12 protein-coding genes are annotated in these 13,726 nt (G+C 73.9%); 6 read left to right on the top strand and 6 right to left on the bottom strand.

Annotation, left to right across the window (positions count from 1 at the left end; genetic code table 11):
• Positions 1-89: 89 nt before the first annotated feature.
• Both AB0K34_RS27855 and AB0K34_RS27850 read left to right on the top strand, forming a co-directional pair.
• Positions 90-2,603 carry an AAA family ATPase gene (locus tag AB0K34_RS27855; protein WP_364551885.1) on the top strand — a complete coding sequence of 838 codons (2,514 nt, stop codon included), beginning with the start codon at positions 90-92 and terminating at the stop codon, positions 2,601-2,603.
• Positions 2,604-2,703: 100 nt separating this feature from the next.
• On the top strand, positions 2,704-3,345 hold the full coding sequence (locus AB0K34_RS27850; RefSeq protein WP_364551883.1) for a TetR/AcrR family transcriptional regulator: 642 nt from the start codon (positions 2,704-2,706) through the stop codon (positions 3,343-3,345).
• 22 nt (positions 3,346-3,367) lie between these two features.
• Here the strand turns inward: AB0K34_RS27850 and AB0K34_RS27845 are convergent, their stop codons facing one another.
• The 4 genes from AB0K34_RS27845 to AB0K34_RS27830 all read right to left on the bottom strand — a co-directional run bounded on the left by AB0K34_RS27845 (position 3,368) and on the right by AB0K34_RS27830 (position 6,994).
• The gene (locus AB0K34_RS27845) at positions 3,368-4,249 is read right to left on the bottom strand and encodes a glycosyltransferase family 2 protein (protein WP_364551881.1); all 882 of its coding nucleotides are present in this window, start codon (positions 4,247-4,249) and stop codon (positions 3,368-3,370) included.
• On the bottom strand, positions 4,246-5,103 hold the full coding sequence (locus AB0K34_RS27840; RefSeq protein ID WP_138640141.1) for a CDP-alcohol phosphatidyltransferase family protein: 858 nt from the start codon (positions 5,101-5,103) through the stop codon (positions 4,246-4,248). Before AB0K34_RS27840 ends, AB0K34_RS27845 begins: the two co-directional genes overlap by 4 nt.
• Complete coding sequence (locus tag AB0K34_RS27835) at positions 5,093-6,148, bottom strand: iron-containing alcohol dehydrogenase family protein (protein WP_171069320.1); 1,056 nt, start codon at positions 6,146-6,148, stop codon at positions 5,093-5,095. Before AB0K34_RS27835 ends, AB0K34_RS27840 begins: the two co-directional genes overlap by 11 nt.
• 114 nt (positions 6,149-6,262) lie before the next feature.
• The gene (locus AB0K34_RS27830; protein WP_138640143.1) at positions 6,263-6,994 is read right to left on the bottom strand and encodes a phosphocholine cytidylyltransferase family protein; all 732 of its coding nucleotides are present in this window, start codon (positions 6,992-6,994) and stop codon (positions 6,263-6,265) included.
• A gap of 331 nt (positions 6,995-7,325) precedes the next feature.
• Between AB0K34_RS27830 and ispD the strand changes: the two genes are divergently transcribed.
• A complete protein-coding gene (gene ispD / locus AB0K34_RS27825; protein WP_138640144.1) occupies positions 7,326-8,027 on the top strand; it encodes a 2-C-methyl-D-erythritol 4-phosphate cytidylyltransferase in 702 nt (233 codons plus the stop codon).
• Positions 8,024-8,788 carry a glycerophosphodiester phosphodiesterase gene (locus AB0K34_RS27820; RefSeq protein WP_138640145.1) on the top strand — a complete coding sequence of 255 codons (765 nt, stop codon included), beginning with the start codon at positions 8,024-8,026 and terminating at the stop codon, positions 8,786-8,788. Before ispD ends, AB0K34_RS27820 begins: the two co-directional genes overlap by 4 nt.
• On the opposite strand, the gene AB0K34_RS27815 is transcribed toward AB0K34_RS27820, so the two are convergent.
• Both AB0K34_RS27815 and AB0K34_RS27810 read right to left on the bottom strand, forming a co-directional pair.
• Entirely contained in the window at positions 8,789-9,532 is a 744-nt protein-coding gene (locus AB0K34_RS27815) for a hypothetical protein (protein WP_364551878.1), read from the bottom strand.
• Between the two features lie 105 nt (positions 9,533-9,637).
• Complete coding sequence (locus tag AB0K34_RS27810) at positions 9,638-10,666, bottom strand: glycosyltransferase family 2 protein (protein ID WP_364551875.1); 1,029 nt, start codon at positions 10,664-10,666, stop codon at positions 9,638-9,640.
• A gap of 294 nt (positions 10,667-10,960) precedes the next feature.
• On the opposite strand from AB0K34_RS27810, the gene AB0K34_RS27805 reads away from it, so the two are divergent.
• Positions 10,961-12,631, top strand: coding sequence for an LCP family protein (locus AB0K34_RS27805; protein WP_364551872.1), 1,671 nt, complete (start codon positions 10,961-10,963; stop codon positions 12,629-12,631).
• 47 nt (positions 12,632-12,678) lie between these two features.
• A complete protein-coding gene (locus tag AB0K34_RS27800) occupies positions 12,679-13,479 on the top strand; it encodes a thioesterase family protein (protein WP_364551870.1) in 801 nt (266 codons plus the stop codon).
• Positions 13,480-13,726 lie beyond the last annotated feature (247 nt).

The following is a 13,726-nucleotide window of genomic DNA, read 5'->3' as shown; positions in this document are numbered from 1 at the left end:
CGAGGGCCGACCGCATAAGCTGTCTCCTTCGCCCCTTAGGCGGGCCGGGGGACGTCCCCGGCACGACACACGTGCGAGGAGCAGCCTGCATGTCGTCCCAGGTCACCGGGCGGCCGACCGGTCCCGGCGGCACGGTCAAGGATCAAGAGATCGCCGCCGAGCAGCGCTACGTCGACATCGCCTACGCGCGGCTGGAGGAGATGCGCGCCGCCGCCCAGGCCATGATCCGCGAGGGCTACCGCCAGTCGCTGGCCGGCACCAAGGGCTCGCTCGTCGACCGGGACGCCATGGTCCACCAGGCGTCGCTGCGCGCCCAGGCCCTCGACATCGCCGACGACGGGCTGGTGTTCGGCCGGCTCGACCTCCACCCGGCCGAGCAGGGCGACCGCGAGGTCCGCTACATCGGCCGCGTCGGGGTGCGCACCGGCGAGCACGACTCCCTGGTGATCGACTGGCGGGCGCCCGCCGCCGAGGACTTCTACCGCGCCACCCCCGAGGACCCGCGCGGCGTCGTCCGCCGCCGCGTCCTGCACTCGCGCGGCCACACCGTCGTCGACCTGGAGGACGACCTCCTCGACCCGGACGCGGCCGACGGCATGACCATCGTCGGCGACGGCGCGTTCCTCGCCTCGCTCGCCCGCGCCCGCGAGGGCGCCATGCGCGACATCGTCGCGACGATCCAGCGCGAGCAGGACGAGGTCATCCGCGCGCCCGCCGACGGCACCGTGCTGGTGCGCGGCGCCCCCGGCACCGGCAAGACGGCCGTCGCCCTGCACCGCGTCGCCTACCTGCTGTTCCGGCACCGGCGCCGGTTCGGGTCGCGCGGCGTCCTGGTGATCGGCCCGAACCGCCGCTTCACCGCCTACATCGAGCGGGTGCTGCCGTCGCTCGGCGAGGGCTCGGCGACCCTGCGCTCGCTCGGCGACCTCGTCGACGGGGCCGCCGCGACCGTCCACGACCCGCCGCGCCTCGCCCGCGTCAAGGGCGGCGAGGCGATGGCGTCCGTGCTGCGCCGCGCCGTCGCCGACCACGCCCCCGGCGCCCCGGACGAGCTGCGCGTCGTGTTCAAGGGCATCGTCGTCACCCTCGACCGGGCCCGGCTCGACCGGCTCCGCAACGACCTCCACCGGCGCAGCCGCGGCAGCGTCAACGCGGCGCGCGGCCGGGCCGCCGAGGCGCTCCTGGACGCCCTCTGGCGCCGCTTCACCGACGTCGGCGGGCCCGAGGCCGCCGCGGCCGAGGAGGACGCCGAGACCGGGCTGTGGAACGCGATCCTGGCCGCCGACGGGCTCGCCTCCCTCGACGACGAGCCGGCCCGCGGCCGGCGGAACGGCGGGGCCCGGCAGAACGGCGACCCCAAGCGCGCCCAGTTCGACGCCCGCGTCCGCGAGCAGCGCTCGTTCACCGACTTCCTCGTCGCCTGGTGGCCGCTCCGCCGCCCGCTGGACGTGCTGCGCTCCCTCGGCGACCCCGAGCGGCTGCGCCGCGCCGCCGGCCGCGACCTCGACCGCGCCGACGTCGAACCGCTCGCCGCGTCCTGGGCCGGGGCCGACGCCCCGCTCAGCTACCAGGACGTCGCGCTGCTGGACGAGCTCGACGCGCTGCTCGGCTCGCCGCCCCGCCCGTCCCGCCGCCGCAGGGCCGCGGCCGACGACGACCCGTTCGTGGTGGACGGCGTCAACATCCTCACCGGCGAGGAGGTCGCGGACGACACGTGGGAGCCGGAGATGCAGGAGCTCACCACGTCGATCGAACGGCTCGAACGGTCCCGCCGCGTCGACGACGGCGTGGTGGAGGAGCGTCCCGAGTACGCGCACATCGTCGTGGACGAGGCGCAGGACCTCTCCCCCATGCAGTGGCGGATGCTCGGCCGGCGCGGCCGCCAGGCCAGCTGGACGATCGTGGAGGACCCGGCCCAGAGCGCCTGGGAGGACCTCGACGCCGCCCGCGGCGCGATGGAGGCGGCGCTCGGCGGCGAGAAGCCCGCGCGGGGCCGCCGCCGCCCGCGCAAGGCCGCGCCGCGCACGCGGCACGAGTACGAGCTGACGACGAACTACCGCAACTCCACCGAGATCGCGGCGGTGTCCGCGCGGGTGCTGGCGCGCGCGCTGCCCGACGCCCGTCCGGCCCGCGCCGTCCGCACGTCCGGGATCGACCCGGTCGTGCGGGTCGTGCCCGAGCCCGACCTGCCCGCCGCCGCCCGCGCCGCCACCGAGGAGCTCCTCGGCCAGGTCGAGGGCACGATCGGCCTGATCGTCCCGATGCCCGCGGGAGAGACCGACCGCGCCGCCGCCCCGGAGCCCGCCCAGGCGTCCCTGTTCGACGCCCCGGCCGAACCCGCCCCCACCGGCGGAGCGGTGGCGTGGACGGAGGCCGACCGGGAGCGGCTCGGCGACGGCCTCCCCGAGCGGGTGCAGGTGCTGGACGTCCTGGAGGCCAAGGGGCTGGAGTTCGACGCCGCCGTCATCGTGGCGCCGGAGACCGTCGCCGCCCAGTCGCCGCGCGGGCTGCGCGTCCTGTACGTCGCGGTGTCCCGCGCGACGCAGCGGCTGACCGTCCTCACCGCCGACCCCGAATGGCGCGACACCCTGCTGACCGACTGAACGGGCCCCGCCGGCCCGCCCGCGCGAGGGTGATATCGGCCCGTGCGTGCGGGTTAGGCTGACGCTGCCCCCTTTCGCACGCACGGGTGAACGGAGACCAATGAGCGGCCGGAATCCCGCACCCAGGCGCAGCTACGGCGGCCGGTCCGCGGAGGAGCGCCGCGCCGAGCGGCGGGAGCGCCTGCTCGCCGCCGGGCTCGAACTGTTCGGCACCCGCGGCTACGCGGCGACCTCCATCGAGCGGCTGTGCGCGACCGCGAGCGTGTCGACCCGCAACTTCTACGAGGAGTTCTCCGGACGCGAGGAACTCCTCACCGCCCTGCACACCGCCGTCAACGAGCGCGCCGCGCAGGCCCTCGCCGACGCCTACGCGGGCGCGGCCGGGGCCGACCTCCCCACCCGGGTCGAGCGGGCCGTCCGCGCGTTCGTCACCGTCACCGCCAGCGACCCGCGCTGGGCCCGCATCGCGTTCGTCGAGGTCATCGGCGTCAGCGCGGACCTGGAACGGCACCGCTTCGGCTGGCGCGGGCGGTGGGAGGACACCCTGCTCACGATGACCCGGGAGGCGGTCGAGCGCGGCGAGGCCGCCGACCGCGACCACCGGCTCACGATGATCGCCGTGATCGGGGCCGTCAACAACCTCGTCCACCACTGGTCCGCCCGCGACCAGGACGTCCCGCTCGACGCCATCACCGCCGAGCTCACGCACCTCATCCTGGCCGCGGTCACCGCACCCAGATGAACCGCACCCAGATGAACCGCCCCTAGATGATGGGCGGGCGGCCCGTCCGCGTCATCCGCCAGGCCGTGCGGTAGGAGATCGGGCGGCGGGGCCCGGCCGACTTGCGCCAGCCCTCCAGAAAGCCCTTGAACCACGGCTTGAGCGCGCTCGGCTTGCGCTCGCGCAGGACGGTCATGCCGACCCACACGGCGAGGTAGGTGAGCGCCAGCGGCCACGGCAGGTTCCGGCGCGCCAGCCAGACCCGGTTGCGGGCGTTGTAGCGGTAGAACATGTCGTGCCGTGTCGGCAGCACCGCCGGGTGGAACATCACCGCGGACGCGTCGTAGACGATGCGGTAGCCCGCGTTGAGGATCTGCCAGGCGAGGTCGGTCTCCTCGTGGGCGTAGAAGAAGTCCTCGGGGAGGCCGCCGCCCGCGTCGAACGCCGCCCGCCGGATCGCGCAGGCGCCGCCGAGGAACGTCGTGACCGGCGACGAGCGCTCCGGGTCGCCGGCGCGCAGCCGCGGCACGTGCCGGCGCTCGCCGCGCCCGCCCTCGGGGTCGCGGACGCGGAACGAGACGACGCCGAGGTCGGGCTCGGCGGAGAACCGGTCGCGCAGGTGCACGCCGAGGCGGGGGGAGCGGTACCAGCCGTCGTCGTCCAGGAACAGGACGACGTCGCCGCAGGACGCCTCCACGCCCCGGTTGCGTCCGCCCGGGATGCCGAGGTTCGTGGGGAGGGTGAGGGTCTTGACGCGCTCGTCGTCGAACGGCGCGACGCCCGCGCGGTCGCCGACCGGGTCGACGCCGTTGCCGACGAGGACGACCTCGACGTCCACGTGCTCCTGCTCCAGGGCGCTGCTGACGGCGCGGGCCAGCTCCGCCGGCCGGTTGCCCATCGTCAGGACGACGACGCTGAGTTTCACTTCAGCCTCCGGGAGGCCAGGATGCTGACGAGGTGGAGCAGGGTCTGCAGCACCGCGACGGCGGCCACCGCGACCGTGAGGACGCGGACCGCGGCGGGGGTCTCGGTGCCGAGCACGGTGTCGAGCACGGCCGCCGCGAGGATCAGCAGCGACAGCTCGACCGCCCCGATGATCCGGTGGAAGCGCAGCATCGACGCCGCCTGCCGGGCGAGCGCGATGCCGGTGGAGCGGGGCCGCAGCGCCCGGTCGCCGCCGGTCGGGTCGGCGGCGAGCCCCGACTTCGCCCGCGCGACGACGACGTTGTCGGTCTCCGCCTTGATCAGCGCGGCGCCGAGCGCGGCGACGAGGCCGAGCTCCACCCAGCCGCCGTTCTTCCAGCCGCCCTGCGCCATGAAGCCGAGCCCGATCAGCAGCGAGACCTCGGACAGGTAGTGGCCGATGCGGTCGAGGAACACCCCGGCGACCGAGGTCTGCCGCAGGTAGCGGGCGACCTCGCCGTCCACGCAGTCGAGCAGCAGGTAGACCTGGATGAGGACGGCGCCGCCGATCGCCGTCCACAGTTCGGGCGCGGGCAGCGACACGACGACGCCGGCGATGACGCCGCTCGCCATCATCAGGTACGTGAGCTGGTTCGGGCTGAAGCCGAGCCGCAGCGCCAGCCACCCGAAGTAGGGCGACAGGGCCCGCATGTAGAGGCGGCCCGCCCAGTGCTCCTCGTTGCGCCGGTCCTTCAGGCCGGGAGGCTGCCCGTACCGGCGGACGTCGGCGACCTTGGCTCCTTTGCGGTGCGGCCGGTGGTCGCCGTCGCCGGGCGGTGCCGCGGAGTCGTTCTGCCCCGGGAGCTCAGCCTCCATGGGCCTGGACATACTCTTCCACCGCCTTGCGGGTCTCGCCCTCGTCGAGATCGAGGTATTCCAAGATGGTGTAGCGGCCGGGCCGGGTCTGCGGCGCGAGCCGCACGGCCTCGCTGAACTGCTCGACGCTGAGCCCGATGTCGCCCGGCAGGCGGGGCAGGCCGTGCCGGGCGAGGCAGTCGAGGATCTCGTGCAGCCGCTCCCCGCCCACGCCGAGGCGGGTGGAGCGCAGGTGGTAGCAGAACGCCGTGCCGATCCCGGCGAGCTCCCCGTGGTTCGCGGTGTCGGGGAACAGCTGGTCGATGGCGTGCAGGATCTCGTGGTCGCCGCCGCTCGCCGGCCGGGAGTCGCCGGCGAACGCCATCGACATCCCCGACAGCACCAGGCTCTCGGCGAGGACGGTGAGGAACCGGTCGTCCTCGATGGAGCCGGGCTGGTGCAGCAGCGCCTCGGCGGCGGTGCGCGCCACGGTCAGCGCCATCCGGTCGACCCGCTCGCCGCACTGCTCGGCGGCGAGCAGCCAGTCGTCCACCGCGGAGAAGTTGCTCACCACGTCGCCGATCCCGGCGCGGATCAGCCGGGCGGGCGCGGCGTGCACGTAGTCGAGGTCGACGACCATCGCGAGCGGCATCACCACGCCGAACGAGCCCTTGCCGCCGTCGTGCACGAGCGAGGCGACCGGCGAGCAGATGCCGTCGTGGGACAGGTTCGTCGCGACCGACACCATCGGGATGCCCGACAGCGTCGCCGCGTACTTGGTGGCGTCGATCGTCCGGCCGCCGCCGATGCCGACGACGGCCTCGTAGGAGCCGGCGCGCAGCTTGGACCCCAGCGCGACCGCGGCGTCCACGGTGCCGCCCTCGACCTGGAACACGTCGCAGGCCGACAGGGACGGCCGTACCTGCTCGGCGATCTGGTCGCCCTGGCCGGGGCCGACGGCGATCGCCACCCGTCCCTCGGTGGCGATCCGCCGGTCGGCGAGCAGTTCGCCGAGGGCCGCGACGGCACCGCGCCGCACGTCGATGGAGAGCGGCGCGTTGAGCATCCGCGTCAGCAGGGGCATGAGCCTCCTCGCTCGGGGTCGGGCGCCTGGTTCCGGGGCCTGCGTCGCCGGGATCCGCGTCGTCCGGGGGTCTGCGTGTCCGGGTATGCCGCCGGGTCAGTAACCCTTGGCGATGCCGCGGGCCTTCTCCAGGTCGTCGTGGTTGTCCACCTCGACCCACGCCACGTCGCCGATCGGCGCGACGCCGATGACGCCGCCGCGGTTCACGTGCTCCTGGTAGCCGTCCTCGTAGTAGAGGTCGGGGTCGCGCTCCCAGGTGGCCTTGAGCGCGTCGGCCAGCGGCCCGGCGGCGGCGGGCTCGATCAGGGTGGCGCCGATGTACTCGCCGCCGGCGGCGGACGGGTCCATCAGCTTGGTGATGGTCTTCAGGTGGCCCGCACCGTCGAGGATGACCTTCATCTCCTCGTCGGCGAGAGTTTTCACGTCGTCCACCGCGAGGAGGATGTCCGGCCCGCGGTTCGCCAGTAGCGTCTTCTCGACGCTCACCGGATGGACCGTGTCGCCGTTGACCATGAGGACGCCCTTGGAGAAGTGCTCCCGAGCCAGCCACATGGAGTAGGCGTTGTTCCACTCCTCGGCCTTGTCGTTGTGAACCAGCGTGATGCTCACGCCGTACCGCTCCTCGAGGGCGGCCTTGCGCTCCTCGACCGCGCCCGCGCAGTAGCCGACGACGATGACGACGTCCGTCAGCCCGACCTCGGCGAGGTTGCGGAGGGCGATGTCCAGGATGGTGGTCTCGCCGTCCACCGGGACCAGGGCCTTGGGGAGGGTGTCGGTGTAGGGCCGCAGCCTCCGGCCCGCACCCGCCGCCAGCACCATGCCGATCATGCTTCCTCTTTCCTCACAGGTCGAACGGGTCCGCGCGCGGCGGCGTTCCCGCCGCCGGGTCAGGACGCCAAAGTAGGCGGTCGGCGCGGCGCGCGCGAACCGGGGCCGGGCCCTCGGCGGGAGCGCGGCGCGCGGGCGCCGCCGCGGCGGAGCGGCGGTGCCGGTACCGCCTGCACTGAGCCCTGCACGGCGAGGTAACCATACTCGATCCCGCGCGATCGGGCGGGCGGGCCGCTTCTTCCGTCCCGCCCCGGGGGCCGTCCGGTACGTTGAGCATGGCCGGTGATGCCGGGAACGGGTGCCGGGGAGACCTGTCGGAGGATCGAAGGACATGGCGGCGCGGACGGTTGCGGTGGTGCTCGCCGGCGGGGTCGGCGAGCGCATGGGCGCGGGGCGCCCCAAGCAGCTCATCGAGGTCGGCGGGCGGCCCATCCTGGCGCACGCGGTCGGCGCCTTCGACGCCCATCCCGGCGTGGACGAGGTCGTCGTCGTGATGGCGGCCGGCCACCTGCGCGACGCCGCCGCGATCGCCGCGCCCTTCTCCAAGACCGCCGCCGTCATCGAGGGCGGCGACACCCGCACCGCGTCGACGGTCGCGGCGCTGCGCGTGCTGGACGGGCGCCCCGACGACGTCCGCGTCCTGTTCCACGACGCGGCCCGGCCCTTCGTCGACCGCCCCGTCATCGACCGCGTGCTGGCCGCCCTCGACGACCACGAGGCCGTCGCCGTCGGGGTCCCGTCGTCCGACACGATCGTGGTGGTGGCGGACGGCGTGGTCGCCTCGATGCCGCCCCGCGAGACGCTGAGCCGGTTCCAGACCCCCCAGGGCTTCCGGCTCGGCACCATCCGCAAGGCGTACGAGCTGGCGCTCGCCGACCCCGCGCTGCGCGCCACCGACGACTGCGGCATCGTCCACCGCTACCTGCCGGACGTCCCCATCCGCGTGGTCGAGGGCAGCGAGCGCAACCTCAAGGTCACCCAGCCCCTCGACGCCGTCGTCGCCGAACATCTCGCCACCGAGGTGAACTCTTGATCTTCGAGAAATCCCCCACCGTCATCGGGCATCGCGGTTACGGGTCGGGCGATCTGCTGCCGCCCGGTGCGGTCATGCCGGTCGCCGAGAACACGCTGCCGTCGCTGCTCGCCGCCGCCGACGCGCTCCGCGACGCCCCCGGCGGGCCCTGGGTCGAGATCGACGTGACCCGGACCGCCGACGACCACCTCGTCCTGCGGCACGACCCGACGACCGTGGAGGGCGACCACCTGGTCGACCTGCCCGCCACGGACAGCGGCCTGCCGCTGCTCACCGAGATCCTCGACGCGCTGCCGGCGGACGTCGCGGTGGACGTGGACGTCAAGACCGTCCTGGAGGACGCGCTGGACGAGCCGTCCCGCCGCACTGGCGCGCTGCTCGTCCCGGTCCTGCGCCGGGAGGCGAAGCGGCGCCGGTTGCTCGTGACCTCGTTCGACCCGTCGCTGCTGATGTTCCTGCGCGAGGAGCTGCCGGGCGTCCCGCTGGGGCTGCTGACGTGGCTGCGCTTCCCGCTGTGGCACGCCGTCCCGGCCGCCGCCGGGCTGGGGCTGGACGTCGTCGCCGTCCACACCGGGTCGTGCGGGATCGAGCACCCCGACACGCGGCTGCGCCCGCTGGAGCACTGCGTGGACGTCGCCCACAAGGCGGGCCTGGAGACGATCGCCTGGTGCCCGTCCGCGGAGGCGGCGCCGACCTACGCGGAGGCCGGGTTCGACGCGATGGTGGTCAACGACGTCCCCGGCGTCCTCGCGGCCGTCTAGCTACTTGTTGCCGCCGTACATGCGGGTCCACTCGCCGGGGCCGCCGTCGTCCTCGTCGTCGGCGGACGGCTCCGCCTTCTTCTCCTGGGCGGGCGGCGGCGACGCCGGGAGCGGCGGCGGGCCGGACGAGGCGGGCTGCGCGGGCGGCTGGCCGAACTGGGGCTGGGGCGCGCTCTGCCAGGACGGGCTCTGCGCCGGGGCCCCCATGGGCGCGGGGGCGCCGGGCATGGGGTGCGCGGCGCCGGGCATCGGCGGGCCCATCGGGGCGGGCGGCGGGCCGGCGAAGTGCGGTGCGGCGCCCGCGGAGGTGCGGGCCTTCCAGCGGGACGGCGCCAGCGACGCCACGAGGAGCATCACGCCGAGCATGAAGAAGACGCCGAGCGAGCCGAGCGTGGTGTAGCCGAGGCCCAGGTCGCGCGGCAGCACGTCCGGGCCGGGGTGGAGCACGGCCCAGCGGGGCGACGCGAACCAGATGAGGCCGACGACCGTGAAGAGGGCGCCGGGGACGAGCGAGGCGAGCGGCGACAGCCGGCTGCCGCTCACCAGGCCGAGCATGATCCCCACCAGCAGGACCAGTCCGGCGCCGATCCACATCTCCTTGCCGTGGTAGCTCTGGAATCTGGCGTAGCCGAGGGTGAGGACCAGGCGCAGCTTGTTCGTCCCGTACATCAGGCACGCGGCGATCGCCGGCGTCACGACGAGACCGACCAACACGCCGAGGCCGTGGCGTGCTCCGTTGGACATGTCCACCCTCCAGGGCCCGAGGTTCGCGGGCGAGATCCCGTCGAACCTAACCCTGAGACGCACAGCATTGCACGTCGGTTCGGCGATGGATATGCCGTCTGCCCGTTACTGGACGCTTTCGCCGGGTTTCACCGGGGTCGGCTGGCCGAGCCGCGGCGGGCTCGTCAGGAACCCGACGCCCCAGGTCACGTGCATCGTCGCGAAAACCAGCGGCAGCCGGACCCAGGCGGCGAGCGGCAGCCCGCGGCCCTCCACGGCGGCGCCCGCGATCATCGCGGCCGCGTAGCCGCCGGGCAGCAGCCAGCCGGGCCAGAACCCGAACGCCCCGGCGATCGCGCCCGCCGCCATCGCGACCACCGCGATCGGCGGCGCCAGGTAGCGCAGGTTCAGCGTCCCCTGGTGCTCGCGGCCGACGACGCGCCGCCAGCGCCCGGTGTGGAAGTACTGCTTGGCGAGGGCCCGCAGGTTCGGGCGGGGCCGGTAGGTGACCCGCATCCGCGGGGTGAAGAAGATCCGGCCGCCGGTCTCCCGGATGCGGTGGTTCATCTCCCAGTCCTGCGCGCGGACGAACGTTTCGTCGTAGCCGCCGACCCGCTCCAGCGCGCTGCGGCGGAACGTGCCGAGGTAGACGGTCTCGACCTCGCCGGCCTCGCCGCCGGTGTGGAACCGGGCGTTGCCGACGCCGAGCTTGGACGTCATCGCGCGCGCCACGGCCTTCTCGAAGGGCGTGACGCCCTCCGCCGCCATGATGCCGCCGACGTTGTCGGCGCCGGTCTCCTCCATCGTCTCGACCGCGGCGCGGACGTAGTCGGCGGGCAGCAGCGAGTGCCCGTCCACCCGGACGATGATCGAGTACTGCGAGGCCTTGATCGCGATGTTGAGGCCCTGCGGGGTGCGCCCGGTGGGGTTGGCGACGACGAGGACGCGCGGGTCCTCGGCGGCCAGCTTCCGGGCGATCTCCTCGGTGCGGTCGCGGGACGGCCCGATCGCGAGCACGAGTTCCAGCTCGCCGGGGTACTCCTGGGTCAGGATGCCGCCCACGGCCTCGGCGAGGTGCCGTTCCTCGTTGAGGACGGGCATCACCACAGAGACCGCGGGCCAGGTGCGTTCACCGGAGTCGGGACGGGTCTTCACGGCGTAGCGGGTTTCCTGGTTCGTGGCGCGATGGGCACGGGGAGACGAATTCATGTGGGCTCGCGGACGCGCGCCGTCCGGATTCCGGAGGCGGGCGCCCCTTCCTCTCTCTTGCTCGCTTGCCTGACGCAGCCCACGCCACCCAGGTTCGCGTGCGGGCCGCCGGGGTGTGGTCAAGACGGCGCCACGTTACTGCAAGGACACGAGGTCCAGGTAGCGAACGGACGGGTGTCCCCCACTTTAGAGTGGTGGGGACCCACGGCGGAACGTGATCTTCGGGAGGCGGCGGCCGGCATGGCAGACGGGCACGATTCGGGTCGCGGCGGCCCTCGCTCGCCGGAGCCCGACCCGCTGGAGCGCTACTTCCGGCCGCGGCCGGGCTCCCACCCGGCGCCGGACGGCGACGCCGGCGACGGCATCGAGGGCGTCACGATCGACGGGATGCCGGCGCCGCGGGTGTCGGTCGACGGCCCGCGCGGCCCGCGCCGGCCCGGCCGCGGGCTGAGCCCGCGCGCGGCGATGAGCGCCCGCCGGCAGAAGCGCTTCCTCACCCTGACCGGCACGATGTCGGTGTTCGTGCTGCTGACCTCGGGCGGCGCGTGGGCGTTCCAGAACTACGTCACCGGCATGATCGACAAGGTGTCGGTGAACGGGCTCGGCAAGGGCGGCGACGGGCCCAAGGGCGCGATGACGATCCTCGTCGCGGGCGTCGACCGGCGCCAGGGGCTGACGAAGGAGCAGCAGAAGGCGGCCAAGCTCGGGCACGACCAGGGCGAGCGCTCCGACACGATGCTGCTGGTGCACGTGTCCCGCGACCACGACCGGGTGTCGGTCGTCAGCCTGCCGCGCGACTCCTACGTCACGATCCCGGCGCACAAGTCGAACGGGTCGGAGGGCGCGAAGGGGGCGCGAGTGCCCGCCCGTCCGGGCAAGCTGACCTGGGCGTACCAGTTCGGCGGGCCCGACCTGACGGTCAGCACGGTCAAGCAGGCGACGGGCGTGTCCATCGACCACTACGTCGAGGTGAACTTCTTCGGCTTCGTGCACATGGTGGACGCGCTCGGCGGCGTGGACGTGTGCACCGAGGAGGCCGTGAACGACCCGAAGAGCGGGCTGAAGCTGCCCGCCGGCAAGTCCCACGTGGACGGCCTGAAGGCGCTCGCGTTCGCCCGCGCCCGCTACACGCTGACGGGCGGCAGCGACCTCGGCCGCATCGACCGGCAGCAGCAGTTCATGGCGGCGATGATGAAGCAGGCGCTGTCGACGAAGACGCTCGGCGACCCGGTGAAGTCGACGAAGTTCCTGAACGCGGCGCTGAAGTCGCTGCGCGTGGACGACAAGCTGGCCGACAAGCTGCCGAAGCTCGCCGACCAGATGAAGAACCTGTCGACCGACGACCTCACGTTCGCGAAGGTGCCGCTCGCCGATCCGGACTACAACGCCGTGCTGTGGAACGCGCCGACCCCGCAGTCGACCGTCCAGTGGGACCGGGGGAAGGCGCAGGACCTGTTCACCCGGATCAGGCGCGACCAGCCGGTGGCCGAGGAGAGCCCGAAGCCGAGCGCGACGCCGACGGAGAAGCCCGAGGACGAGCTGACCGTGCCGCCGGACGAGATCTCGGTCCGCGTGCTGAACGCGATCGGCACCCCGGGCCTCGCGACGAAGGCGGGCGGCCAGCTGCGCGACGCCGGCTTCAAGGTGACGGTCGCGCCGGGCGTCGCGCGGCGCGGCCTGCAGACGACGCAGATCCAGTACGGCCCCGACCGGGCCGACTCGGCGAAGACGCTGGCCGCGGCGATCCCCGGCGCCAAGCTGAAGAAGGTGAGCTCGCTCGGCTCCCGCGTGCAGGTCATGGTCGGCGCGGACTGGGACGGCGTGGAGAAGGTGAAGGTGACGCCGAGCGCGTCGCCGTCGGCGTCCCTCGAGGTGGAGACGGGCACCGCGACCTCCAAGCTTTGCGCCTGACGCCCCGCCACTAGAATAATCTTCTAGTGGACGTGGGAGGGAGCCGCATGACCGAGGACGTGCCCGCCGAGGCGTTCTACGAGCCGCTGGGCGACGGCCGGTTCGCCAGCACGGTGGCCACCGCCGGGCCCTGGTCGCCGGGCCTCCAGCACGGCGGGCCGGTGTCCGGCCTGATCGGCCGGGCCTTCGAGCGGCACGACCCCGTCCCCGGCACCCGGGTGGCGCGCGTGACGGTCGAGATCATGAGCCCCGTCCCGGTCGCCAAGCTGGACGTCCGCGTCCGGACCGTCCGGCCCGGCAAGCGGATCACGCTGCTCGAAGGCGAGATCGCCCACGAGGGGCGGACGGTCGTCCGCGCCGCCGCCTGGCGGATCATGGCGGCCCCGTCCCACCTGGACTCGGTCACCCACGCCCCCGCCCCGCCGCCGCTCCCCGCCGCGACGCCGCCGTTCGAGGCATGGCGCGACCTGCACATGGACGGCTACCTGTCCGCGATGGAGTGGCGGCCGGTCGCGGGCGACTTCGGGCAGCCGGGCCCCGGCACCACGTGGGCCCGCGCCCGCGTCCCGCTGGTCGCCGGCGAGCCCGACACGCCGCTCGTCCGGGCGCTCACGCTGGCCGACAGCGCGTCCGGCATCGGCAGCCAGCTCGACCTCGGCAAATGGCTGATCATCAACACGGACCTGACCGTCGCGCTGCACCGCGACCCGGTCGGCGAGTGGCTGTGCATGGCCGCGTCCCTGGACGCCAGCGCCGGCGGCAGCGCCCTCTGCCAGGCGACCCTCGCGGACCGCTCCGGCGAGATCGGCCGGGCCCTGCAGACCCTCCTGGTGGACGAGCGGCGCTGACCAGGTTTCCCCACTTGATCACTCTGGGTAGTGGATCAGTGACAGATCGAAGTCACCTATCCAGGAGACCAGAGGATGTCGACAAGGATTCTCGGCCTGCTCACCACGACCGCCGCCGCCTCGGTGGCGCTCACCGCCGGCATCGCCGCCGCCGCGCTTCCCTCGATGACGCCCCGCGTCGAGTCGCCGTCCACGGGCAGCCACACCTTGCGGACGCTGCGGGCCAGGTACCGGGAGTGCCCCTTGG

The sequence above is a fragment of the Actinomadura sp. NPDC049382 genome (assembly GCF_040677125.1).
In the GTDB taxonomy this organism is placed as follows: Bacteria; Actinomycetota; Actinomycetes; order Streptosporangiales; family Streptosporangiaceae; genus Spirillospora; species Spirillospora geliboluensis.
The sequence above is the reverse complement of the archived record's forward strand: the minus strand, read 5'-3'. Positions and strand labels throughout refer to the sequence as shown.